Raw genomic sequence first — 24,044 nt, 5'->3', positions numbered from 1 at the left:
TCCTTGAGGTCGGCACAGGTTAGCAGCCGCGCTGGCCGCCGGTCGCCCCTAATGCGCGAGTTGCGGTGCACTTAAGGAATCCACCTCAGCTTTGCACGCCAAACCCTTGATCGGTAACGAGCAGAATCCATGCAGACAGGCTTTACTTGTCACATGAACTGAATGCCAGGCGAACAGCGGTCATCAGCCAGGACCGCGACGGTCGAACGATGACCACCACTCGCCTGACTGCGCCGCTGCCGGCCCGCGCCTGGACGCAGCGGCCTTGGAAATCGCCAGGAGGGCCGCCATGCTGACCTTGCTCAACCTCCTCTCGGCCGTCGCCTTGCTCATCTGGGGCACGCACATCGTGCGAACGGGCGTTCTCCGCGTGTACGGCGCCAACCTGCGCCGCCTGCTCAGCCGCAGCGTGCGCCGCCCGTCCCTGGCCTTCGCCGCCGGCATCGGCGTCACCGCCCTGGTGCAAAGCAGCAACGCCACTGCCCTGCTGGTCAGCTCCTTCGTCGCCCAGGGCCTGATCCTGCTGGCCCCGGCCCTGGCCATCATGCTCGGCGCGGACGTCGGCACAGCGCTGATGGCGCGGGTGCTGACCCTCGACCTGTCGTGGCTGTCGCCGCTGCTGATCTTCTTCGGGGTGATTTTCTTCCTGTCGCGCAAGCAGACCCGCCTGGGCCAGCTCGGCCGGGTCGCCATCGGCCTTGGGCTGATCATCCTGGCCTTGCAGTTGATCATCGCCGCCGCCGAGCCCATCACCACCGCGAAGGGGGTGAAGGTGCTGTTTTCCTCCCTGACCGGCGATGTCTTGCTGGACGCCCTCACCGGCGCGCTGTTCGCGATGATTTCCTACTCCAGCCTGGCCGCCGTGCTGCTCACCGCCACCCTGGCCGCTTCCAAGGTGATCTCGCTGAAAGTGGCGCTCTGCCTGGTGATTGGTGCCAACCTCGGCAGCGGCGTGCTGGCCCTGCTCAGCAGCAGCCTGCAGAACCCCGCCGGGCGCCGCGTGGCCCTGGGCAGCCTGGCCTTCAAGCTGGCCGGCTGCGCGCTGGTGCTGCCGCTGGTGGGGCCGCTGGCCAACTGGATCGACAGCTGGCCGATTTCCAACGCCGAGCTGGTGATCGCCTTCCACCTGCTCTACAACAGCGCGCGTTGCGCCCTCTGCCTGCCGCTGACCGTGCCCATGGCGCGCTTCTGCGACTGGCTGCTGCCCGACCGGCCGCAGCCGGACGACGTGGTCAAGCCGCGCCACCTCGACCCCGCCGCCCTGGACACCCCCAGCCTGGCCCTCGCCAACGCGGTGCGCGAAACCCTGCGCATGGGCGATATCGTCGAGCAGATGCTGAACAACCTGCTGCATCTGCTGCGCGGCGGCGACCCGCTGCTGGGCAAGGATATCCACAGGCTGGATGACGATATCGACGCCCTCTACACCGCCATCAAGCTGTACCTGGCGCGCATGTCCCGCGAGGACCTGGGCGAGCGCGACAGCCGGCGCTGGGCGGAGATCATCGAACTGACCATCAACCTGGAGCAGGCCGGGGACATCATCGAGCGCATGCTCGACGACGTGCAGAGCAAGAAGAACGCCCAGGGCCACGCCTTCTCCGATGACGGCCTGGCGGAAATCGTCAGCCTGCACGACGCGTTGGTGGACAACCTGCGCCTGTCCCTGTCGGTCTTCCTTAATGGCGACCAGGAGAACGCCAAGCGCCTGCGTCGGGCCAAGCAGCGTTTCCGCATCCTCGAACGGCGCTATGCCCACGCCCACGTCGCGCGCCTGCACCAGCAGGTGGTGCAGAGCATCGAGACCAGCGCCCTGCACCTGGGCCTGATCAGCGACATGAAGCGCCTCAACTCGCTGTTCTGCGCCATCGCCTATGCGGTGCTGGACAATCCCGATGCGCCCGAGGCGGTGACGGACGAGCAGGCGCCGACCGAGGCGCCGCGCTACCTCGAACCGGAGATTGGCTCCCATCGCTGAATCGCGCTCTTCCCAGCGCACGGGCGGCTTCGGCAGAATCCGGGCATGACACCACATGCCCCTTCCGGCCCGTCGGTCAGCGCCAGCCTGACCCAGGCGATCCTGCATGCCGCGACCCAGCTCGGCCTGAGCCGGGAGGCGCTGCTGCGCGCCAGCCAGCTCGACGAGCGCCGCCTCGCCGACCCGGACGCACGCATCCCCTTCACGGCCCAGGAAGCGCTCTGGGACACCATCCACACGCGCCTGCCCCATCCCGAACCGGGCCTGGCCATCGGCCTCGCCCTGGCGCCGGGCCAGTTCAGCGTGCTCGGTTACCTGCTGCAGAGCAGCCCGACCCTGGGCGACGCCCTGGAGGCGGAGCTGCGCTACCAGCGCCTGGTGGGGGAGGGCGGCAGCCTGGCGCTGGAAGTGCGCGGCGACGAACTCTGGACGCTGTACCGGCCGCTGCACCCCGGCCTGCCGGCCACCCGCGCCCGGGTGCTGGCGCTGATGGCCTTCTGGCTGGAACTGATGCGCCCGCTGCTGGCCGAGTTACGCCTGCTGAAAGCCTGCTTCGTGCATGCCGCGCCCACGGACGTTGCCCTTTACCAGCAGCACTTCGCCTGCCCGCTGGAGTTCGAGGCGGAGGATTACGCCCTGGTGTTGCCCCTGGGGTTGCGCTCGGCACCGCTGAAGCAGGCCAACCCGCCCCTGCAGGCGGTGCTGCGCCAGCATGCCGAGGCCCTGCTCGCACGCTTGCCCAGCGAGGGACTGCGGGCGCGGGTGGTGGCCCTGCTGGGCGCCCAATTGGCCCGCGGCGAACCCGACCGGGGGGCCCTGGCCTCATCGCTGGGCATGAGCGAACGGACCCTGCAGCGGCGCCTGGCCGACGAAGGCAGCAGCTACCAGCAGCTGCTCAACGACACCCGCCGCCACTTGGCCGAGCGCCACCTGCAGGAAGGCCGTCTGCCCATCGCCGACATCGCCGTGCTGCTCGGCTACTCCGAACCCAGCGTGTTCTTCCGCGCCTTCCGCCAGTGGACCGGGCTGACGCCGGGGGAGTACCGGCAGAAGCACCGGGGCTGAAAGCTATCCTGTTTGTGGGTGCGAGTTCATTCACGATGACGGTTTGTGGCCACGCCCACCTGGCGGCCGCTACGCGGCCTTTCGCGAATGAATTCGCTCCTACTGGGAAATGTGCGCGGCGATGCCCCGCGCCTCGAGAAACGCCAGGAAGGCCTCGCGGCTGGAATACCTTGGCCGGTAGCCGAACTCTTCCTTGAGCCTGCGGTTGTCCAGCACCGGGCGGTAGCGCAGGAAGTCCAGTTGCTCCGGGCCGTACTGGGTCAGGCCCAGGGGCTTGAGCAGGGCCAGGGCGGTACGCAGCAGGCCGGCGGGCAGCGGCCGGTAGGGCTTGCCGAGGATGCCGGCGATCTCGGCCATGCTCAGCGCGCCGTCGCCGGCCAGGTTGTAGATGCCCTGCGCGCCGCGCTCCAGGCCCACGCGGATGATCGCCACCACGTCCTGGTCCCAGATGAACACGAAGCGGCTGTCATGCCCCTTGATGCCCAGTACCGCGCGTTTCTCGAACAACTCGGTGATCTGGTTGTTCACCCGCTCGCCCAGAATGGTGCCGGGGCGCAGCACCAGTTGGCGCAGCTGCGGATGGTGCGCGCGCGCCTCGGCCAGCAGCAGCTCCACCTCGCGCTTGTGGCGGGCATAGGCGAACCGGTCGTGGCCACGCAGCGGCTGCTGCTCGTCGATCCACTCGGCGTTTTCCGGGTAGTAGCCGTAGGCGGCGCCGGAGCTGGTCACGATCAGTTGCCCGACGCCTTCGGCCAGGGCCGCGTCGAGCACCGCGCGAGTACCGCCGACGTCGATGGCGCGCAGGCGTTCTTCACTCATGCCGCGCGGCGGGGTCACCACCGAGGCCAGGTGCACGATGGCTTCGGGCTTGCAGTGCCGCACGCAGGCGCTTACCGCCTGGGGCTGGCTGATATCCAGCAGCGCGGGCTCGACGTTGGGCCCGAGGCCCTCGCGGGACAGCGGGCGGATGTCCGTCGCCACCAGGCTCCAATCCGGATGGCGATGGGACAGCTCAGCCAGCAACTGCTGGCCGATGAAACCGGCGGCGCCGGTGATCAGGACGCGCACGACAGTTCCTCCTGCTCGCGGGGCGGGCTGCGCCGCCACAGCATCACCAGCGCCAGCCCGGAAACGATGTGCCAGAGGCCCCACAGGCCGGCTATCAGGGCCATGTCCAACTGGCCGCCGAACTGGGTGAGGATCAGCCCCAGGGCCAGTCCGGAGTTCTGCATGCCGACTTCGATGGTCAGCGCGCGGCGGTCGGCGTCCGCCAGGCGCGCGAGCCGCGAACTGCCCCAGCCCAGCAGCAGGGCGCCGGCGTTGTGGCCGACCACCACCAACAGGACCAAGCCGGCATTGGCCACCAGCAACTGCCAGTTGCCCGCAGCCGCGACGATCAGGAACAGGCCGAAGGCGATCAGCGCGAAGCGCTTGAACCAGGGCAGGATGCGCGCGCAGAAGGCCGGCGCCAGGTTGCCCACCAGCATCCCCGCCAATAGCGGCAGCGCCAGCAGCAGGAGCAGGCCGCCGACAATGCCGCTGGCATCCACGTCCAGGCGGCTCAACTGGTCATGGAGAAACGCGGCAGTATGCGGATTGAGGCTGGCGGTGGCGGCGAAGTTCAGCGGCAGGCTGAGGATGGCCAGCAGGCTCGACAGGCTGGTGACGCTCACCGACAACGCGGTGTTGCCCCGCGCCAGGTGGGTAATGATGTTGGACAGATTGCCGCCGGGGCAGGCGGCCACCAGCAGCATGCCCAGTTCGAGGCCGGGGCGCAGGTCGAGGTAGAGGGTCGCCGCCAGGGTCAGCCAGGGCAGCAGCAGGCACTGGCAGAGCAGCCCGACCAGGGCCGGCAGCGGCCGCTTCGCCACCAGGAGGAAATGAGCCAGGCGCAGCTCCAGGGCCACGCCGAACATCATCGCGGCGAGCACCAGCCCGAGTATCAGTTGCTGACTGCTGTCGTAGTTCATCGCAGGGAGTCTCTTGTCGTTCTTCTTATGCCCTCGGCGCACACCGGGCCAAGGCAGCTTAGCCGCCTGCCCGGCGAGCGACAGTGACCGACATCGCCAGGGCGAGTGGCCAATTGCGACAGGCCGCCGCCGGTCTGAGCCGCAGGCCGTCAGACCGGCCGCATCGTGCCTTCTCAGCGCGAACGGCCGGCAGTATCCTGCGCGCCGTCGCTTCCAGCCCTGTCGCCGCCGATGCTGCTGTCCACCTTCAAGCCCCACCTGCTCAAGCTGATCGAGCTGCTGCAGCGCCATCCCCGGCTGGTCGCGCTCTACGGCTTCGGTTCCGGCATGGCCAGCTTCTTCCTGGTGGAGCGGGGCGCGCGGGTGGCCAAGGTGATCGCCCTCCTGCTGCTGGTGAGCTGGGTCTGGCTGATGCTGGAGAACCTGTTCCGGCGGAGTGTCGAGCGGCTCTTCGGCATCGAGCTGCCGCCGCCGCTGATGCGCTTCCTGACCCAGTTGATCCACCAGGAAAGCCTGTTCTTCGTGCTGCCGTTCTTCGCCATCACCACCAGTTGGAACAGCGGCCAGGCCCTGTTCACCGGCCTGTTGGGGGCGGCGGCGCTCTGCTCGATCACCGATCCGGTCTATAACCGCCACCTGGCGCCGCGCCGCTGGCTGTTCCTCGCCTACCACACCCTGACGCTGTTCGCCGTGCTGCTGGCGGCGCTGCCGCTGATCCTCCAGCAGACCACGGCGCAGAGCTACCGCTGGGCGCTGGGCATCGCGGTGGCGCTGTCCTTCGTCAGCCTGCTCGGGGTATTCCGCGGGCAGCGCTGGTGGCGTGTCCTGGGCCTGGCCGGTCTGATCCTGGCCCTGGGCGGGCTCGGCTGGGTGGCGCGGATCTGGGTGCCGCCGGCGACCCTCTGGCTCACCGAAGTGGCGGTGACGCCCAACCTGGACAACCACCGGCGCACGCCCGGCGAGGGCGTGGCGCAGGTGAGCGCCGCCGAATTGCACAGCAAGGGCCTCTACGCCTATACGGCGATCAACGCCCCGCGCGGGCTGAACGAACGCATCTACCACGTGTGGCGCTTCAACGGCCGCGAGGTGGACCGCATCGCCCTGGACATCCGCGGCGGCCGTGAAGCCGGCTACCGCGCCTGGACGCACAAGCGGAACTTCCCGGGCAATCCGGCGGGCCGCTGGCAGGTGCAGGTGCTGACCGAGGCGGGACAGATGATCGGCACCCTGCGCTTCCGGGTGACGCCGTCGGAGCTGCCGCCCAAGCCCCGGTGAAGGCTGGAGATCAGCCGAAAAACCAGTAGCAGACGCCGATCGCCGCCAGCACGCCGGCCAGCTCCGCCGCCAGGGCACAGCCCACGGCGTGCCGCACCCGCTGGATGCCCACCGAACCGAAGTACACCGCGAGCACGTAGAAGGTGGTCTCGGTGCTGCCCTGCACCGTGGCCGCGATCAGTGCCGGGAAGCTGTCGACGCCGTGGCTCTGCATGGTTTCGATGAGCATGGCGCGGGCCGCGCTGCCGGAGAACGGCTTGACCAGGGCGGTGGGCAGCGCGTCGACGAAGCGGGTGTCCCAGCCCAGCCATTCCACCAGCGCGCGAATGCCGTCCAGGCCGAAGTCCAGGGCGCCGGAGGCGCGCATCACGCCGATGGCGCAGAGCATGGCGACGAGGTACGGCAGCAGGTTCCTGGCCACGTCGAATCCTTCCTTGGCTCCCTCCACGAAACTTTCGTAGACCGGCACCCGCCTCAGCGCCCCCACCAGCAGGAACATCAGGATGATGCTGAACAGGGTGAGGTTGCCGAGCAGGGAGGACAGCGCCGCCAGGGCGGTGGCGGACAAGCCGGCCAGCAGCGCCATGAAACCGCCCAGGAGCAGGGCACCGGGCACCAGGTAGGCCAGCACCACCGGGTCCCACAGGCGCAGGCGCTGCACCAGGGCCACCGACAGCAGGCCCACCAGGGTCGAGGCGCTGGTGGCCAGGAGGATGGGCAGGAACACCAGGGTCGGGTCGTCGGCGCCCTGCTGGGCTCGGTACATGAAGATCGACACCGGCAGCAGGGTCAGGGAGGAGGCGTTGAGCACCAGGAAGAGAATCTGCGCGTTGCTCGCGGTCGTGCTGCTGGGGTTGAGGTCCTGCAGGGCGCGCATCGCCTTGAGGCCGATGGGGGTGGCGGCGTTGTCCAGCCCGAGGCCATTGGCGGCGAAGTTGAGGGTGATCAGGCCGAGGGCCGGGTGGCCCTTGGGCACCTCCGGCATGAGGCGGTGGAACAGCGGCGCCAGGATGCGTCCCAGCCCGTCCACCAGGCCGGCCTTCTCGGCGATGCGCAGGAAACCCATCCACAGTGTCAGGGTGCCGAACAGCAGGATCATCACCTCGACCGAGAGCTTGGCCATGGCGAACAGGCTGTCCACCATCGCCGCCCAGACGCCCGGGTCGCCGCCGATCCAGCGCCCCAGCGCGGCCACCGCCGCCACCAGGAAGAAACCCAGCCAAAGGCCGTTGAGCATGTGCAATTCCCCCGCAATCAGTGAGGCGGATTCTAGCGGGAGCGGGGCGCCGCGCGGGCAAATTCCACGCCTGGCGTTGCCGCCGCGCGCCAATTCCCCGGGCGCGGCGGCAAAGTGCGGGCGCGGCATCTAGGCTGTCTGGGTCCGACCCGCTCGGGTCAAGCGTCCGCAGATCAAGGGAGAACGCAGATGAAGAAGGTCCTGGTGCTCTATTACTCGATGTACGGCCATATCGAGCGCATGGCGGAAGCGGTCGCCGAAGGCGCGCGCGGCGTGGCGGACGTGGAGGTGACCCTCAAGCGGGTGCCGGAAACCATGCCCGAGGACGTGGCCCGCAAGGCCGGCGCCAAGCTGGACCAGGCGGCGCCGGTGGCCACCCCGCAGGAGTTGGCGGACTACGACGCCATCCTGTTCGGCACACCGACCCGCTTCGGCAACATGAGCGCGCAGATGCGCAACTTCCTCGACCAGACCGGCGGGCTCTGGGTGAAGGGGGCGTTGATCGGCAAGATTGGCAGCGTGTTCACCTCCACCGGTACCGGCGGCGGTTCGGAAACCACCATCACGTCCTTCTGGAACACCCTGGCCCACCACGGCATGCTCCTCGCCGGCCTGCCCTATTCGGCACCGGAGCTCACCGATATCAGCGAACTGCGCGGCGGCTCACCCTATGGCGCGGCCACTGTGGCCGGCTCGGACGGTTCGCGCCAGCCCAGCGCCAAGGAGTTGGCCCTGGCGAAATTCCAGGGCCAGCATGTGGCGACCCTGGTGAGCAGGATGCAGTGAAGGGGGGGCGCGGGGAGGCGTCGGCTTCGCCTTCGCGTGCAGGTCCACCCCGTCTAGGGCGCTCGGCGCCCCATGATGAAGGACACCACGAACAGCACCAGGAAGATGACGAAGAGGATCTTCGCGATGCCCGCGGCGGTTCCGGCGATGCCGCCGAATCCGAGTACGGCGGCGACGATGGCGATGACCAGGAATGTCAGTGCCCAGCTCAACATGGCCTTTCTCCTTCTGCTTGGGTGATCAGCGCAGCGGCCGGCGGCACGCTTGCGCCAGGGCCACCGACACGGCGCCAGGCGATATGCCGGTGGAGGTTGCGAACCTGTGGAAAGTACAGCGCCTCCAGCCACTCAGAAGACCCACCGCGGACTGCCGAAACCCGTCCAGGCGCGCTGGCTGACTTCATGCAGGGCACCGTCGGCCTGCGCCGGCGCCCCGCTGCTGCCCTGTTGCGTAGCGGGAACCTGCAGCGGCGCGGGCTGGATGCGTTCGCGCAACCGATGTTCCGCGAGTATCCCGAGCACCACCACCAGCCCGATCAGCAAAGCCGTGAGCCAACTGGAAAAACGCCACTGGAACCCTTTCATCTCGACTCCTCCCGTGGGCGGACGAGCGGCCCTGAACCACTCATGCGCAGACGGCATGCCAACCGCTCCGCCGCAGAAAACCTCGGCAACTCAATCGGTCACATCCACACCTCGATCAGCGGCGACGCCACGGTGCACGCCACGGAACTGACCGCCGGGCAACGTGCATCCCGCCAAAAGCACCCGGAACTTCCCTGTTCCAGACGGAGTGCTCCTGGGAATGCCGCACGGGTCACAAGAGGTAGAAAGACCGGTGCGCCTTCAGGTACGGGGCATATCGCAAGGCCTGTGCCAGTCTTCCCTGTCTAAAAATATCCTTATCAATCAGCACGTTAGCTTTTGTGCTCATTGCTCCTACACTTGCATGCTGCAAGGCGTGTAGGAAAAGCACGTGCAACTTGCACGATATTTCCTGGACTAACTTCTATGACTCGGAAATGGAGTGAGGAGCATGGAACAGGTAACCGAGAGCCAGGGACGAATACTGCTGGTGGATGACGAGGCCGCCATCCTGCGGACCTTTCGCTACTGCCTGGAAGACGAGGGGTACAGCGTCGCCACGGCGAGCAGCGCGGCGCAGACCGACGTCCTCCTGCAGCGGCAGGTGTTCGATCTCTGCTTCCTCGATCTGCGCCTGGGCGAAGACAGCGGCCTCGATGTGTTGGCGCAGATGCGGGTACAAGCCCCCTGGATGCGGGTGGTGATCGTCACCGCGCACTCGGCGGTGGATACCGCGGTGGATGCCATGCAGGCGGGCGCCGCCGATTATCTGGTCAAGCCCTGCAGCCCGGACCAGTTGCGCCTGGCCGCGGCCAAGCAACTGGAAGTGCGCCAGCTCACCGCGCGCCTGGAGGCCCTGGAGGGCGAAATGCGTCGTGGTGGCGACGGCCTGGACTCCCAGAGCCCGGCGATGATGGCGGTGCTGGAAACCGCCCGGCAGGTCGCGAGCACCGACGCCAACATCCTCATCCTCGGCGAATCCGGCACCGGCAAGGGCGAGCTGGCCCGCGCCATCCACGGCTGGAGCAAGCGGGCGAAGAAATCCTTCGTCACCATCAACTGCCCCTCGCTGTCGGCGGACCTGATGGAAAGCGAGCTGTTCGGCCACAACCGCGGCGCCTTCACCGGTGCCAGTGAAAGCACCCTGGGACGGGTCAGCCAGGCCGACGGCGGCACCCTGTTCCTCGACGAGATCGGCGACTTCCCGCTGAGCCTGCAGCCCAAGCTGCTGCGCTTCATCCAGGACAAGGAGTACGAGCGGGTGGGCGATCCGGTGACGCGCCGCGCCGACGTGCGCATCCTCGCCGCCACCAACCTCGACCTGGAGGCGATGGTGCGCGACGGCCGCTTCCGCGAGGACCTGCTCTACCGCATCAACGTCATCGCCCTCAACCTGCCGCCGCTGCGCGAGCGCCACGAAGACATCCTCGACCTCGCCGAACGTTTCCTGGCGCGCTTCGTCAGCGACTATGTACGACCCGCGCGGGCGTTCAGCGACGAGGCGCGCTCAGCGCTGCTCGGCTACCGCTGGCCGGGCAACGTGCGCGAGCTGCGCAACGTGGTCGAGCGCGCCAGCATCATCTGCAACCAGGAGCTGGTGGAGGTGAGCCACCTGGGCCTGGGCGATGCGCCCGCCGCCAATTCGCCCCGGGTCGGCGGCCCGCTGAGCCTGGAGGAACTGGAGCGTGCGCACATCGCCGGCGTGCTGGCCAGTTGCGACACCCTCGACCAGGCCGCGCGCACCCTCGGCATCGACGCCTCGACCCTGTATCGCAAGCGCAAACTCTACGGCCTCTGAGCGGCGGCCATGCAACTGCGCACACGGCTGTTCCTGAGCATATCGGCGCTGATCACCGTGGCACTGGTGGGCCTGCTGCTGGGGCTGGTCGGCGTGATGCAGGCCGCCGGCTCCCAGGAACGCCTGATCAATCACTCGTTCACCACCATCCAGATCAGCCTGCGCATGCACCAGCACCTGGGCGACCAATTGGTCAACCTGATGAGCGAACGCCTCGACCTGCCGGCGCTGGAAACCTCCCAGCAGCAGTTTCTCTCGGCGCTGGAGGAAGGCCTGGATTCGACAAGGGACCCGGTGACCCAGCAGCACTTCCAGCGGATCGGCACCGCCTACCAGAGCTTTCTCGATGTGGTGCAGCAACCGGCCAGCCTGCGCTGGGGCCTGCTGGACGACAACGACTTCAGCCACGCCCTGGACGTGTTGCGCACCCGGATGGTGGAGCTGCAACGCCATTCGCTGTCGGTGGCGGGGAGCACGGAGGACGCCACGCGCGACCGCGCGGTGCTGATCGCCAGCCTGCTGGGCCTGCTCGGCGTCGCGGTGCTGCTGGTCGGCTACATCACCGCCCAGAGCATCGCCCGCCGCTTCGGCGAACCCATCGACGCCCTGGCCAAGGCAGCCGATCAGGTGAGCCAGGGGGACTTCCTGGTCACCCTGCCGCTGTCGCCCGTGAACGAGCTGGCCGCGCTGATCCGCCGCTTCGGCCTGATGGCCGAGGCCTTGCGGCTGCTCAAGGAAACCGACATCGACAGGCTGCTGGCCGAGCAGCAGCGCCTGAAGGCCGTGCTCGACAGCATCGACGACGGCCTGTTGATCGTGGATCGCCAGGGTCGCGTGCAGCATGCCAACCCGGTGGCCCAGCGGCAGTTGTCCTGGGAAGGGCCTCCGACCGGCCAACCGCTGTCCCGCGCGCTGCGGCGTCCAGACCTGGAAGAGATGACCCAGCGGGTACTGCGCGGCGAGCCCCTGGAGCAGGAACCCGAGGACCTGGTGATCGAGGCCGAGGGCGAGCAGCGCCTGCTGAGCTGGCGGCTGGCGCCGGTCGCCCTGGAGGGCGGACGCCTGCTGGGCTGCGTGATGGTGCTGCGCGATGTGACCGAGGCGCGTGCCTTCGAGCGGGTGCGCAACGAATTCGTGCTACGCGCCTCCCACGAACTGCGGACGCCGGTCACCGGCATGCAGATGGCCTTCGGCCTGCTCCACGAGCGCCTGCACTTCGCCGCCGACAGCCGCGAGAACGACCTGCTGAACACCGTGGACGAGGAGATGCAGCGGCTGGTGCGCCTGATCAACGACCTGCTGGATTTCTCCCGCTACCAGAGTGGCGTGCAGGCGCTGGAGCGCGAGCCCTGCGACCTGGAAGAACTGCTGTCCACCCTGCGCCAGCGCTACGAGGCCCACGCCAGCGAGCACGGCATCGAGATCGAGATCGAGCTGCACCCGCCGCTGCCGCGGGTGAACCTGGATCGCCTGCAGATCGAACGGGCGCTGGACAACCTGGTGGGCAACGCCATCCGCCACAGCCCGAACGGCGGTCACATCCGCCTGCAGGCCCGGCGCCACGGCGAACGGGTGCTGCTGAGCGTGGCGGACGATGGCGAAGGCGTACCCTACAGCCAGCAGGCACGGATCTTCGAACCCTTCGTGCAGATCGGCCACCGCAAGGGCGGTGCCGGCCTGGGCCTGGCCCTGTGCAAGGAAATCGTGCAGTTGCACGGCGGCCGCCTCGGTCTCTATTCACGGCCAGGGCGGGGCGCGCAGTTCTATCTGACCTTGCCGGTGTAGCACGCGCAGTTGCTACCGCATGAATTCGCCGCCACACAAGAGAAGGTCTTGCAGCAGGCCAATTCGATGCTCGGGCTCAGTGCGACATCCCGTTCAACACCAACAGCAGCGCGGCGGTTTCCGCGTCCGGCTGGCCGTCGTAGAGACGCTGGCGGTACTTCATCTGGAAGGCGGCGATGACGTTGCGGGTTTCCTTGTCCAGCACGCCGGTCTGCGGGGTGGTGTAGCCCTGGCGGGCGAGTTGCTGCTGGAACCAGCCCACGGTGGGCAGGGCGACGGCGAAGCGGGCCTGCTCGCGGGCCACCGCACCGGCTTCCGGCCAGGGCAGCAGACCGGCATCGGCCAGGCGCTTCCAGGGGAACAGGGGCCCCGGATCGACCTTGCGCTGGGGGGCGATGTCGCTGTGGCCGATGATGCTGCCCAAGGGCAGGTTGTGGCGCTGGACGATGTCCTTGAGCAGCAGGATCAGGGCGTCGATCTGCGCCTCGCTGAACGGCTGGTAGACCCGTCCGGCCGGGGTGTCGCGGTAGCCGTCGTTGACCAGTTCGATGCCCAGGGTGCTGGCGTTCAGCCAGGTACGCCCCTGCCACTCGCTGACCCCGGCATGCCAGGCACGGCGGTCTTCGTCCACCAAACGGTAGATGGTCGCCGGATGGTCGCCGATCAGGTAATGGCTGCTGACGCCATCGCGGGTCAGCAGGCGCAGGGAGCTGGCCGTGTCGGTGGAGGTGTAATGCAGCACCACGTATTGCACGCGGCTGCTCTGGCTCACCGAGCGATGGCTGTCGTCGATGCGCAGTCCGCCGGCGCAGCCGCCGAGCAGGAGCAGGGCAAGGCTCAGAACCAAGGTTTTCATGGGGTCAGGTGCAGGATGCTTTGCAGGTTATCGAGCAGCATGTCGATGCTGAGCATGATGAGCAGCATGCCGGTCAGGCGTTCCACGGCCATCAGGCCTCGGTCGCCGAGGAAGCGCTGCAGGAATGCGGCCTGCAGCAGGATCAGGGCGGTGCAGGCCCAGGCCAGCACGACCGCGATGTAAAGCTCCCAGAGCGCACCCTCGTGGGTATTGCGCAGGGTCATCAGCACCGCCAGCGCCGACGGACCGGCGACCGCCGGAGTGGCCAGGGGCACCAGCATCGGCTCGCCACCAGGCAGGTCGCCGAGCACGCCTTCGGGGCGCGGGAAGATCAGCCGCAGGGCGATGATGAACAGGATGATCCCGCCGGCGATGGCGATGGATTCCCTGGACAGGCCGAGGCCGCTGAGGATCTTGTCGCCGAAGGTGAGGAACAGCAGCAGCAGGATGAGTGCGAACAGCAGCTCGCGCAGCGCCACCTTGAGGCGCCGCTCCGGGGCGACGCCCTTCAGGGCGGCGATGAAGATGGCGATGTTGCCGAAAGGGTCGGTGACCAGAAAGATCAGGACGGCAATGCCTAGGATTTCCATGGGGTGCTCCCCTTGACCAATGGGCAGAAGTGTAATGGCCGTTGGCGTCGGCGTCTGCGCGCCGTCCCGTGGGCCGGGGACGAACCTGTTACGGACTGTTCCCGGCGGGCCTGTGGAAAGGGCGCGCGATTATACGCGCCGGATGATCGCGCTGGGCCAGTACGATTATCGGACACGGGGACGCCGAGCCGGGATGAACGGCCACATGGGCTTTTTCAGCTGCATGTAAGGTTGTAGGTAGGGGATACCCAGCCGAGGAAAACCGCCATGCGCCGCGCGTTGCTCTGGTTGAAGCAGGATCTCAGGCTCGACGACCATCCGGCGCTCCAGGCGGCGGCCCTGGCCGATCGCCTATTGCCTCTGTATGTCTTCGATCCCGGCCTGCTGCGACCTTCACCCCTGGGGCCACGGCGCCTGGGCGTGTACCGCGCGCGTTTCCTCCTGGAAAGCCTGGCAGCCCTGGACGCCGGCCTGCGCCAGCACGGCTCGCGGCTGCTGGTGGTGCAGGGGCATGCCGAGCTGGTGATCCCCACCCTGGTGGAGCATCTGGGTCTGGACGAAGTCCTGACCCTCGACGAGATGGCCCCCTACGAACGCGCAACGATGCGCCGTGTCCGCCACGCCCTGGGCGTGCCGCTGACCGAATTTCAGGGCAACAACCTGCTGCGCGAAGAAGAGCTGCCCCGACCGCTGGACGAACTGCCCTCGGTGTTCAACCAGTTCCGCGACCTGATGGAGGAGCGCCTCCACGTCTTCCAGCCGCGCCCCGTACCCCACACCCTGCCGCCACTGCCCAGCGGCGCCGCGAGCCTGATGGAGCCCCTGCCGACCCTGTCCCGCCTGGGCCTGGGCGAACCCCTCGGGATGCCGACCACCGCCTTCCCGTTCGCCGGCGGCGAGCCAGCGGCCCTGGCGCGACTGCGCGACTACTTCTGGGAAACCCAGGGCGTCCTGCAATACCAGCAGACTCGCAACGGCATGCTCGGCAGCGAGTATTCCTCCAAGCTATCGCCCTGGCTGGCCAACGGCAGCCTCTCGCCGCGCCGGGTCGCCGCTGAGCTGCACCGGCTGGAGGCGCAGCACGGCCGCAGCGAATCCACCCAGCAATTGTGGGTGGACCTGCTCTGGCGCGAGTTCTTCCGCTGGACCCTGCTGCGTTACGGCAGCGCGCTGTTCCGCGCCGACGGCCTGAAGGCCACCGCACGGGCACCGGACAATCTGGATGAACGCTACCTGCACTGGTGCAACGGACGCACCGGCATGCCCCTGGTGGACGCCAACATGCGTGAGCTGATGATGACCGGCTGGATGTCCAGCCGGGGCCGCCAGGTGGTGGCGGCCTACCTGGTCAACGACCTGCAGCAGGACTGGCGCTATGGCGCGGCCTGGTTCGAGGAGCACTTGTTGGACTACGAGCCGGCGAGCAACTGGGGCAACTGGGCCTACCTCGCCGGCGTGGCCTGCGACCCCGACCGCGCGCGCGCCTTTAACGCCCTGCGCCAGGCCCGGCAGTACGACCCGGACGCCACCTACATCAGCCTCTGGCTGCCGGAACTGCGTGGCCTGCCGGTCGAGCAGCGGCACACACCCTTCATGCTCAGCGAACCGCAGTTCGCTGGCCTGGACTACCCGCGCCTGGAGCACATTCCGGAAACCTGGAAGCCCTACATCCCGAGTGCGGCGTAAATCCCCGGGCGGGTTCAACCCGGCTGCGGCAAGCCAGCAGAATCGGGCGCACCGTCCGGTGCCGGCGGCAAGGCCAGTTCGATGCGGTTGCGGCCCTGGTGCTTCGCCCGATACAGCGCCTGGTCGGCACGCTGGAAGGCGACGTCGCCGGGTTCACCGGCAACCCGTTCGGTGAGCCCGGCGGACAGGGTGATGGACACCCGCTCCCCCTTGAAGTGGAAGGGGCAGGCTTCGATGGCCGCACGCAGGTTTTCCAGCAGTTGCCGGGCGCCGGCCATGGGCGTCGAAGGCAGCAGCAGGACGAACTCCTCGCCGCCGAAACGGGCAATGAAGTCGGTCTTGCGCAGGCGCCGGCCAAGCTCGCCGGCAATGATCTTCAGCACCTTGTCGCCGGCCAGGTGACCGAAGCCGTCGTTGATGCGCTTGAAATGGTCGATGTCGATCACCGCCAGCAGCAGCTCGCCGCCGTAGCGCTGCTGCCGGGCCAGCTCGATCTCCAGTCGCTCGTTCCAGGCCGCGCGGTTGGGCAGGCCGGTAAGCGGGTCCACCAGTGCCTTCTGGCGCTGGAGTTCGAGGTTGTCGTGGAAGGACCTGGCCTCGTCTTCCATGGCCGCCACCCGTGTCATCAGTACCTGCAGGCGTTCGCTCACTTCATGTTCGCGGACCGCACGCTGCTGCTGGTAGCGGCTCATGGTGTCGAGCAGGCCGTCCAGCCGCTGCTCCAGGCTGTGCTTCAGCTGATCCAGGTCGGTGGCGTCCTGCACGCTGGCCTGCAGGCCGCTGACCTGTTCACGCAACTGGTCGTCCAGCGCGCGGGCGTTGTCCAGCGACTCGACATAGCCTTCCTGGGCCGCGCTGAGCTGTTCGAGGAACAGCCCCAAGCGCTGGTTGAGCTGCTTGAGGTAGCCGGCGAATTCGCGCTGGCCGCTGTCGGTCACCGCCAGCACCAGCACCCCCAGGTCATCCAGCACCGGCACCAGTTCGTACCAGTTGAGCCCGCCCTGCAGACGCTGGCGCAGCGTCTCGGCCTGGGGTTGGTGGTGTTCGGGCAGGTCCAGCTCATCGAGCAGCGAACGCAAGCTGTCCGCCACATGGGGCGCGATGGCGCTGTAGCCCGGCTCCGGCAGGCCGGGCAGGGCGTACTCGGGGTCGCCGTCTCCGGTGATGAGAGAGGCCGCCAGCGGCAGGCTGTCGAGAACACTGCTGCGCGCCGGGGCGGCCACGATATCCACCGGCGGCACTGCAGCCGGAACCGCCTCCGGGGCGGCGGCGGGTGTCGCATCGGTGACGGCAGGCTTGCTGGCGACGGGCGCAGGTGTAATGTCCTGCGCCAGAGCCGGCGGGGGGGGCTTGAGCTCGGCCGCGTCGACCGGCGCCGGTGCCGGCAGGTCATCAGCCGGCGTCTCGTCGCGGGAGGCGCCGAACAGCCGTTGCAGCAAGCCCGGCCTGGTCTCCTGTGCGTCCTCGCTGGACAGCGCTTGCAGGGCCTGGCCCTGGAGCATGCCGAGTTCGGCGAGCAACGCGGGTAACTCACGAGGCTGGCGGGCACGCTCGTCGATGCGCTTGGCGAATTGCTTGAGCCCCTTGCGCACGTCCCGTGGCAGGTCGAGTTCGAGCAGGCGCGCGGCGATACCGGTCAGCGCGCTGACGCTCTGCTCGACGCGCTGCTGACGGCGCTGCTCGGAATCCAGCACGGCCCGTTCCAGCCGTGGAATCAGGGCCGAGAGACCGGCGTCCATCTGCTCGCCGCGAATGATCTCGCGCAGTTCCCGCATGCACTGGTCGACGGCCTTGTCGGCACCCTCGGCCGCCAGGGAACTGCGCACCAGGCCGCGGCGCAACAGGTCGAGACGGGCGTCCCAGCGCCTCTCGAGCTTTTCCTGCTGTTCGAGGCTTTCCAGGTACTTGGCTTTCCAACGCTGGGCGTCGTCACTCATGCAGGCATTCCGCGCTTGGATTCGCTGAGCGCCAGGGGCATGTCGGCCTGCAGCTCGGCGGGCAGGCGGATGTCCACGGCCACCGGCAGGTGATCGGATATCGGCTGGCTGAGCACAGCCACCCGCTCCAGCGTCAGGCTGGGACTGAGCAGGATATGGTCGAGGCAGCGCTGCGGCCGCCAACTGGGGAAGGTGGCCTCGACCTGTGGCGCGATCAGGCCAAGGTCGCGCAGCGGCGAACGCTCCAGCAGGTCGTTGGCGTGGGTGTTCATATCGCCCATCAGCACCACGTTGCGATAACTGCCGACCAGTTCGCGGATGTAGGCCAGCTGGCGCGTGCGGGTACGGGCGCCAAGGGAAAGGTGCATCATCACCACGGCGAGGCCGTCGCGGCCCTTGCCGAAGCGCATCAGGATCGCGCCGCGACCCGGCGGTCCGGGCAGGGGGTGGTCCTCCAGCAGGCTGGGCTGCAGGCGACTGAGCAAGCCGTTGCTGTGCTGGGCCAGACGGCCGAGGTTGCGGTTCAGCTGCTGGTACCAGTAGGGGAAGTCGCCGAGCTGGGCGAGGTGCTCGACCTGGTTGATGAAGCCGGAGCGGAGGCTGCCGCCGTCGACTTCCTGCAGGGCGACCAGGTCGTAGTCGCCCAGCAGGTCACCAATGCGCTGGAGGTTGCCGGCACGCCCCGTGTGCGGCAGCAGGTGCTGCCAGCCACGGGTCAGGTAGTGATGGTAGCGCTCGGTGCTGATGCCGACCTGGATGTTGAAGCTGAGCAGTCGCAGGCGGCCGTCGGCGGGCAGCCTGCCCTTGTCGCAATGGGGGTTCACCCGTGCGTCGCACGAGTTCGCCGCCCGCTCACTCACCCAGCGTCGCAGCATCGGGCGAATGCGCCGCTTACTTCGCGGCGCGCTCCTTCTCGATCAGGTGCTCGGCGACCTTCAGGGTCTGCTCCGGACCACCCGAGGAGCTGATGTCGAAACGGTACTTGCCGTTGACCACCAGGGTCGGTACGCCAGTGATCTGGTAGGCCATCGCCAGTTTCTTGGCCTTTTCCATCTGGCCCTTCACGGCGAAGGAGTTGTAAGCCTTGAGGAAGGCGTCCTTGTCCACGCCCTGGGCGGCGAGGAACTCGGCCATCTCTTCCGGCGTGGCGAGCTTCTTGCCTTCCTTATGGATGGCGTCGAACACGGCCTTGTGCACCTTCTGCTCGACTTTCATGCTTTCCAGGGCGATGAACAGTTGGCCGTGGACGTTCCAGAGGCCGCCGAACATGGCGGGAATACGCACGAAATTGACGTCTTCCGGCAATTTGTCGGCCCAGGGATTGAGGGTGGGTTCGAACTGATAGCAGTGCGGGCAGCCGTACCAGAACAGCTCCACCACTTCGATCTTGCCGGGAACGGAAACCGGAACCGGGCTGCTCAGCTCGACATACTGCTTGCCGGCTTCGATGTCATCCGCCTGGACGGTGCTCACGCCCAGCAGGCTGGCGCCGGCAAGAACGGCGGAAAGGATCAGGTTACGCATGCTTCACTCCTTGACGGGAAAATAGGGCTACGAAGGCCAGGATTCGACCTGCGGCGGCACAGCGGGTTCCGGCCATTGTAGCGGGCCGGAGAACGAAAAAGGGTGGCCTAGGCCACCCTTGATCAGGTTCCAAACATCGATGCTCAGTGTAAGCCCTGGATGTAGCTGGAAACCGCTTCGATATCCTTGTTGCTCAGTTTGGCCGCGACGCTGCGCATCATCTGGGCATCACCATCGTTGGTGCGGTTGCCTTCACGGAAATCGGTCAGCTGCTTGGCCACGTACTGGGCATGCTGGCCACCCAGGTGCGGGAAGCCGGCAGCGGCGTTGCCGGAACCGTCGGGAGCGTGGCAACCGGTGCAGGCCGGCATGCCCTCATCCAGCTTGCCGCCACGGAACAGGGCTTCGCCACGAGCGACCACTTTCGGGTCGGCGGCGCCGACGCTGCCTTTCTGGCTGGAGAAATAGGCGGCGATGTCGGCCATGTCCTGGTCACTGAGGTTGTTCAGCAGGCCGGTCATTTCCAGGACGGTGCGGTTGCCGGCCTTGATGTCGTTCATCTGCTTGAGCAGGTAGCGCTCACCCTGGCCGGCCAGTTTCGGGAAGTTCGGGGCAGCACTGTTGCCATCCGGACCGTGGCAGGCGCCACATACGGCGGCCTTGGCCTGGCCAGCCTTGGCATCGCCGGCGGCGTGCGCCAAGCCGGTGATGCCCAGGGTCAACAGCAGACTCACGATTATTTTGTTCATCAGCTAATCCAACTACGGCTAAAGGGTAAAGGTGTTATGCGCCGGGCTACTTTATTGGCTCATCCACTGGATGACGGCCTTGTAGTCCTCGGCACTGCAATCCATACACAGGCCTTTCGGCGGCATGGCGTTCAAACCATTGGTGACATTCTGCACCAGCGTATCCATGCCCTTGGCCAGGCGCGGTTCCCAGGCAGCCTTGTCGCCTTTCTTCGGCGCCATCGGCAGCTGACCACTATGACAGGCCCCACAGGACCGGTTGAAAACCGCTTCCGGATCCTGGGCCGCTTGCGCGACGAAGGACAGCGCTGCAAGGCTAGCGACGAGCAGTACGTTCTTCATGATCAACCTCATCAGAGGGCGTTGCCGCGCATTCTGTCGTGCGTCGGTCATTGCCGTGGACACCAGACCCTGGGGGATAAAGCGCACACTAAATCCGCGGCATTATATACTGGCGAGGCATAAACGGAAACGAAACCGCCCTATGCGACACCGCGTCGCACCCCTGGATTCCCCATGTCACTCAAGAACCCGATCCTCGGTCTGTGCCAACAGGCCCGCTTCCTCATCAGTGCCGCCAAAGTCGACCAATGCCCGCCGGACAGCGGCCTGGAAGTGGCGTTCGCCGGGCGTTCCAACGCCGGCAAGTCGAGCGCGCTGAACACCCTGACCCACGCCAACCTGGCGCGCACCTCGAAGACGCCGGGCCGCACCCAGCTGCTGAACTTCTTCTCGCTGGACGAGGAGCGCCGCCTGGTGGACCTGCCGGGCTACGGTTACGCCAAGGTGCCGATTCCCCTCAAGCAGCACTGGCAACACCATCTGGAAGCCTACCTCAGCAGCCGTGAGAGCCTGGCAGGCCTGGTGCTGCTGATGGACATCCGCCACCCTCTGACCGATTTCGACCGCCTGATGCTGGACTGGTCCAGCGCCGGCAACATGCCCCTGCACATCCTGCTGACCAAGGCCGACAAGCTGGCCTTCGGCGCGGCGAAGAACGCGCTGCTCAAGGTGCGGCAGGAAATCCGCAAGGGTTGGGGCGACGGCGTTTCCATTCAGCTGTTCTCCGCGCCCAAGCGCCAGGGCATCGAGGAAGCCCACGCGGTGCTGGCGCACTGGCTGCAACTGGACCAGGAAGAAGGCGAGGCCGAAGCCTGAATTCCGGGCAAAAAAAACCCCGGACTTCGTATGGGGAGGGGGAAGTTCGGGGTTTAAGTCTGAACCGCTAGGGCGGGGTTCAGATATCTGCCAACACTAAACACAGCAAAAGGAGCATCGAAGGGCTTCACCAGCCATTCAGTTGTGTGACTCCCGCCTTTTGCAGAAAGTTCAGATTAATTTTAGAAAGAATTCGCTATCAGGATCCGAGCGCTTATTCGAGCAAAATCCAGGCATCTGTTTCATCGCCGATACAGATGCCCGTCCCAAGGCGCACTCAGTGCGCCTCGTCCCAGTTGTCGCCCACCCCGACTTCCACCACCAGCGGCACATCCAACTGCGCCGCGCCGCCCATCAGCGGACGGATCTGTTCGCTGACCTGCTGCACCAGATCCTCGCGCACTTCCAGCACCAGTTCGTCATGTACCTGCAGGATGACGCGGGCATCCAGTCCGCTCGCCTGGAGCCAGTCGTCCACCGCCACCATGGCGCGTTTCATGATGTCCGCGGCGGTACCCTGCATCGGCGCGTTGATCGCAGTGCGCTCGGCGCCCTTGCGCATGGCCTGGTTCTTCGAGTGGATTTCCGGCAGGTACAGGCGGCGGCCGAACAGGGTTTCGACGAAACCTTGCTGCGCGGCCTGCTCGCGGGTGCGTTCCATGTAGGCCAGCACACCGGGATAACGGGCGAAATAACGGTCGATGTAGGCCTGGGCTTCCTTGCGCTCGACGCCGATCTGCTTGGCCAGGCCGAAGGCGCTCATGCCGTAGATCAGGCCGAAGTTGATCGCCTTGGCACTGCGACGCTGGTTGCCACTGACCTCGTCCAGCGGCACGCCGAACACTTCGGAAGCGGTGGCGCGGTGCACGTCGCGGTCGTGGCGGAAGGCATCCAGCAGGCCTTCGTCCTTGGCCAGGTGGGCCATGATGCGCAGCTCGATCTGCGAGTAGTCCGCCGCCAGCAGCTTGTAGCCCTTGGGCGCGACGAAGGCCTGGCGGATGCGCCGACCCTCGGCGGTGCGGATCGGGATGTTCTGCAGGTTCGGATCGGAGGAGGACAGGCGCCCGGTGGCCGCCACGGCCTGGTGGTAAGAGGTGTGGATGCGCCCGGTGCGCGGGTTGATCTGTTCCGGCAGCTTGTCCGTGTAGGTGCTCTTGAGCTTGCTCAGGGAGCGGTACTGCATGATCACCTTGGGCAGCTCGTAGTCCTGTTCGGCCAGGTCGGCCAGCACGTTCTCTGCGGTGGACGGCTGCCCGGTGGCGGTCTTGGCCAGCACCGGCAGGCCGAGCTTCTCATAGAGGATGGCGCCCAGTTGCTTGGGCGAGCCGAGGTTGAATTCCTGGCCGGCCAGCTCATAAGCCTGGCGCTCCAGCGCCACCATCTTCTCGCCCAGTTCCAGGCTCTGCTGGCCCAGCAGCTTGCCGTCGACGAAGGCACCGTTGCGCTCGATGCGCGCCAGCACCGGCACCAGGGGCATTTCGATTTCCTTCAGGACCTTGGCCAGCGAAGGAACGGCCTCCAGCTTTTGCCACAGGGTCTGGTGCAGACGCAGGGTGACGTCGGCGTCTTCTGCGGCATAGGGGCCGGCCTGCTCGATGGCGATCTGGTCGAAGGTCAGCTGCTTGGCGCCCTTGCCGGCGATGTCCTCGAAGCGGATGGTGCTGTGGCCGAGGTACTTGAGGGCCAGGCTGTCCATGTCGTGGCGGGTGGCGGTGGAATCCAGCACATAGGATTCGAGCATGGTGTCGAAGGCGATACCCTGCACAGCAATCGGCGTGGTGGCATTGGCCAGGACGTTCATGTCGTACTTCGCATGCTGGCCGACCTTGGCCTTGGCCGGGTCCTCCAGCAGCGGTTTGAGGGCCTTGAGCACGGCGTCACGGTCCAACTGCGCGGGAACCCCCATGTAGCTGTGGGCCAGGGGCACGTAGGCCGCCTCGCCGGCTTCGACGGCAAAGGACACGCCCACCACCTGCGCCTGCTGGGCGTCGATGCTGGTGGTCTCGGTGTCGAATGCGAACAACGGCGCGGCTTCCAGCTTCTTCAGCCAAGCCTCGAACTGCGCCTGCTCCAGGATGACGTCGTAACGCGCCTCGTCTTTGGCCGGGGCGGCGTCCACAAGCTCCAGTTGCTCACCATCGGACTTCGCCTGGCGCTGCAGGTCATCCAGCCAGCTCTTGAACTCCAGGGTGCGGTACAGCTCGGCGAGGGCCTCGCGGTCGGGCTCACCAGGGTGCAGGGAATCGATCTCGACATTCAGTTCGACGTCGCACTTGATGGTGGCCAGCTGGTAGGACAGGTAGGCCATGTCCTTGTGTTCCTCGAGCTTGGCCGGCAGGCCCTTGGCGCCGCGGATAGGCAGCGCCGGCACCTTGTCGAGGCTGGAGTAGAGCACGTCCAGGCCGCCGCCCACGCCGGTGAGCAGGCCCAGGGCGGTCTTTTCGCCGACGCCGGGCACGCCGGGGATGTTGTCCACCTTGTCGCCCATCAGCGCCAGGTAATCGATGATGAGTTCAGGACCGACACCAAATTTCTCCTTCACGCCATCCACGTCCAGCGTGCTACCGGTCATGGTGTTGACCAGCGTAATGTGCCCGTCGACCAACTGCGCCATGTCCTTGTCGCCGGTGGAAATCACCACCGGGCGGCCGGCCGCCGCGCTCTGCCGGGCCAGGGTGCCGATCACGTCGTCGGCTTCCACACCCTCCACGCAGAGCAACGGCAGGCCCAGGGCGCGGACGCTGGCATGCAGCGGCTCCACCTGCACCCGCAACTCATCCGGCATCGACGGGCGATTGGCCTTGTACTCGGCGAACATCGCGTCGCGGAAGGTGCCGCCCTTGGCATCGAAGACCACCGCGAAGGGGCTGTCCGGGTATTGCCGGCGCAGGCTCTTGAGCATGTTCAGCACACCTTTGACCGCACCGGTGGGCAGGCCGGCGGAGGTGGTCAGCGGCGGCAGGGCATGGAAGGCGCGGTACAGGTAGGAGGATCCGTCCACCAGGACGAGGGGGGCTTGGCTCATGCGTGAAATCAACCTTTATTCACCGGACCCGAAGTAGAATG

At 67.0% G+C, this 24,044-nt stretch carries 21 protein-coding genes; 8 read left to right on the top strand and 13 right to left on the bottom strand.

Annotated elements, in window-relative coordinates:
- Window positions 1–289 precede the first annotated feature (289 nt).
- Both PJW05_RS00490 and PJW05_RS00485 read left to right on the top strand, forming a co-directional pair.
- On the top strand, window positions 290–1,978 hold the full coding sequence (locus PJW05_RS00490; RefSeq protein WP_271409999.1) for a Na/Pi cotransporter family protein: 1,689 nt from the start codon (window positions 290–292) through the stop codon (window positions 1,976–1,978).
- A 45-nt stretch (window positions 1,979–2,023) separates the two neighbouring features.
- On the top strand, window positions 2,024–3,043 hold the full coding sequence (locus PJW05_RS00485) for an AraC family transcriptional regulator (protein ID WP_271409998.1): 1,020 nt from the start codon (window positions 2,024–2,026) through the stop codon (window positions 3,041–3,043).
- Between the two features lie 99 nt (window positions 3,044–3,142).
- On the opposite strand, the gene PJW05_RS00480 is transcribed toward PJW05_RS00485, so the two are convergent.
- Window positions 3,143–4,111, bottom strand: a complete 969-nt coding sequence (locus PJW05_RS00480) for an SDR family oxidoreductase (RefSeq protein ID WP_271409997.1) — start codon at window positions 4,109–4,111, stop codon at window positions 3,143–3,145.
- Entirely contained in the window at window positions 4,099–5,013 is a 915-nt protein-coding gene (locus PJW05_RS00475) for a bile acid:sodium symporter family protein (RefSeq protein ID WP_271409996.1), read from the bottom strand. Before PJW05_RS00475 ends, PJW05_RS00480 begins: the two co-directional genes overlap by 13 nt.
- 231 nt (window positions 5,014–5,244) lie before the next feature.
- Between PJW05_RS00475 and PJW05_RS00470 the strand changes: the two genes are divergently transcribed.
- Window positions 5,245–6,288 carry a DUF5924 family protein gene (locus PJW05_RS00470; protein ID WP_271409995.1) on the top strand — a complete coding sequence of 348 codons (1,044 nt, stop codon included), beginning with the start codon at window positions 5,245–5,247 and terminating at the stop codon, window positions 6,286–6,288.
- A 10-nt stretch (window positions 6,289–6,298) separates the two neighbouring features.
- Here PJW05_RS00470 and PJW05_RS00465 read toward each other — a convergent pair whose 3' ends face one another.
- On the bottom strand, window positions 6,299–7,525 hold the full coding sequence (locus PJW05_RS00465; protein WP_271409994.1) for a nucleoside recognition domain-containing protein: 1,227 nt from the start codon (window positions 7,523–7,525) through the stop codon (window positions 6,299–6,301).
- A gap of 189 nt (window positions 7,526–7,714) precedes the next feature.
- Here PJW05_RS00465 and wrbA point away from each other — a divergent pair, with 189 nt between their 5' ends.
- Window positions 7,715–8,311: an NAD(P)H:quinone oxidoreductase gene (gene wrbA, locus PJW05_RS00460; RefSeq protein ID WP_271409993.1), complete on the top strand. Its 597-nt coding sequence runs from the start codon at window positions 7,715–7,717 to the stop codon at window positions 8,309–8,311.
- A gap of 53 nt (window positions 8,312–8,364) precedes the next feature.
- On the opposite strand, the gene PJW05_RS00455 is transcribed toward wrbA, so the two are convergent.
- Entirely contained in the window at window positions 8,365–8,526 is a 162-nt protein-coding gene (locus PJW05_RS00455; protein ID WP_069081432.1) for a DUF1328 domain-containing protein, read from the bottom strand.
- Between the two features lie 132 nt (window positions 8,527–8,658).
- Window positions 8,659–8,895 carry a hypothetical protein gene (locus tag PJW05_RS00450; protein WP_271409992.1) on the bottom strand — a complete coding sequence of 79 codons (237 nt, stop codon included), beginning with the start codon at window positions 8,893–8,895 and terminating at the stop codon, window positions 8,659–8,661.
- A gap of 451 nt (window positions 8,896–9,346) precedes the next feature.
- Here PJW05_RS00450 and algB point away from each other — a divergent pair, with 451 nt between their 5' ends.
- Both algB and PJW05_RS00440 read left to right on the top strand, forming a co-directional pair.
- Entirely contained in the window at window positions 9,347–10,693 is a 1,347-nt protein-coding gene (algB, locus tag PJW05_RS00445; RefSeq protein WP_271409991.1) for a sigma-54-dependent response regulator transcription factor AlgB, read from the top strand.
- A 9-nt stretch (window positions 10,694–10,702) separates the two neighbouring features.
- Window positions 10,703–12,478 (top strand): KinB sensor domain-containing domain, encoded by a 1,776-nt coding sequence (locus PJW05_RS00440; protein ID WP_271409990.1) that lies wholly within the window; start codon window positions 10,703–10,705, stop codon window positions 12,476–12,478.
- Between the two features lie 76 nt (window positions 12,479–12,554).
- On the opposite strand, the gene PJW05_RS00435 is transcribed toward PJW05_RS00440, so the two are convergent.
- Together PJW05_RS00435 and PJW05_RS00430 are read right to left on the bottom strand one after the other, a co-directional pair.
- Complete coding sequence (locus tag PJW05_RS00435) at window positions 12,555–13,334, bottom strand: N-acetylmuramoyl-L-alanine amidase (RefSeq protein ID WP_271409989.1); 780 nt, start codon at window positions 13,332–13,334, stop codon at window positions 12,555–12,557.
- The gene (locus PJW05_RS00430) at window positions 13,331–13,924 is read right to left on the bottom strand and encodes a MarC family protein (RefSeq protein ID WP_271409988.1); all 594 of its coding nucleotides are present in this window, start codon (window positions 13,922–13,924) and stop codon (window positions 13,331–13,333) included. The genes PJW05_RS00435 and PJW05_RS00430 overlap by 4 nt, the downstream gene beginning before the upstream one ends.
- Before the next feature lie 267 nt (window positions 13,925–14,191).
- Between PJW05_RS00430 and PJW05_RS00425 the strand changes: the two genes are divergently transcribed.
- Window positions 14,192–15,610 (top strand): DASH family cryptochrome, encoded by a 1,419-nt coding sequence (locus PJW05_RS00425; protein ID WP_271409987.1) that lies wholly within the window; start codon window positions 14,192–14,194, stop codon window positions 15,608–15,610.
- 14 nt (window positions 15,611–15,624) lie between these two features.
- Here PJW05_RS00425 and PJW05_RS00420 read toward each other — a convergent pair whose 3' ends face one another.
- The 5 genes from PJW05_RS00420 to PJW05_RS00400 form a co-directional block, all read right to left on the bottom strand.
- Complete coding sequence (locus PJW05_RS00420) at window positions 15,625–17,547, bottom strand: diguanylate cyclase (protein ID WP_271409986.1); 1,923 nt, start codon at window positions 17,545–17,547, stop codon at window positions 15,625–15,627.
- Window positions 17,544–18,422: an endonuclease/exonuclease/phosphatase family protein gene (locus tag PJW05_RS00415; protein ID WP_271409985.1), complete on the bottom strand. Its 879-nt coding sequence runs from the start codon at window positions 18,420–18,422 to the stop codon at window positions 17,544–17,546. Before PJW05_RS00415 ends, PJW05_RS00420 begins: the two co-directional genes overlap by 4 nt.
- 16 nt (window positions 18,423–18,438) lie before the next feature.
- Window positions 18,439–19,071 carry a thiol:disulfide interchange protein DsbA/DsbL gene (locus tag PJW05_RS00410; RefSeq protein WP_271409984.1) on the bottom strand — a complete coding sequence of 211 codons (633 nt, stop codon included), beginning with the start codon at window positions 19,069–19,071 and terminating at the stop codon, window positions 18,439–18,441.
- A gap of 143 nt (window positions 19,072–19,214) precedes the next feature.
- Window positions 19,215–19,820 (bottom strand): c-type cytochrome, encoded by a 606-nt coding sequence (locus PJW05_RS00405; protein ID WP_271409983.1) that lies wholly within the window; start codon window positions 19,818–19,820, stop codon window positions 19,215–19,217.
- A 51-nt stretch (window positions 19,821–19,871) separates the two neighbouring features.
- Window positions 19,872–20,162 (bottom strand): c-type cytochrome, encoded by a 291-nt coding sequence (locus tag PJW05_RS00400; protein ID WP_271409982.1) that lies wholly within the window; start codon window positions 20,160–20,162, stop codon window positions 19,872–19,874.
- 174 nt (window positions 20,163–20,336) lie between these two features.
- Here PJW05_RS00400 and yihA point away from each other — a divergent pair, with 174 nt between their 5' ends.
- Window positions 20,337–20,978 (top strand): ribosome biogenesis GTP-binding protein YihA/YsxC, encoded by a 642-nt coding sequence (gene yihA, locus PJW05_RS00395; RefSeq protein WP_271409981.1) that lies wholly within the window; start codon window positions 20,337–20,339, stop codon window positions 20,976–20,978.
- A 277-nt stretch (window positions 20,979–21,255) separates the two neighbouring features.
- Here the strand turns inward: yihA and polA are convergent, their stop codons facing one another.
- Entirely contained in the window at window positions 21,256–24,003 is a 2,748-nt protein-coding gene (gene polA / locus PJW05_RS00390; RefSeq protein ID WP_271409980.1) for a DNA polymerase I, read from the bottom strand.
- Window positions 24,004–24,044 lie beyond the last annotated feature (41 nt).

Origin of the sequence: Pseudomonas sp. Q1-7 (assembly GCF_028010285.1) — a bacterium.
In the GTDB taxonomy this organism is placed as follows: Bacteria; Pseudomonadota; Gammaproteobacteria; order Pseudomonadales; family Pseudomonadaceae; genus Metapseudomonas.
This window is presented reverse-complemented; position numbering and strand designations above follow the sequence as displayed.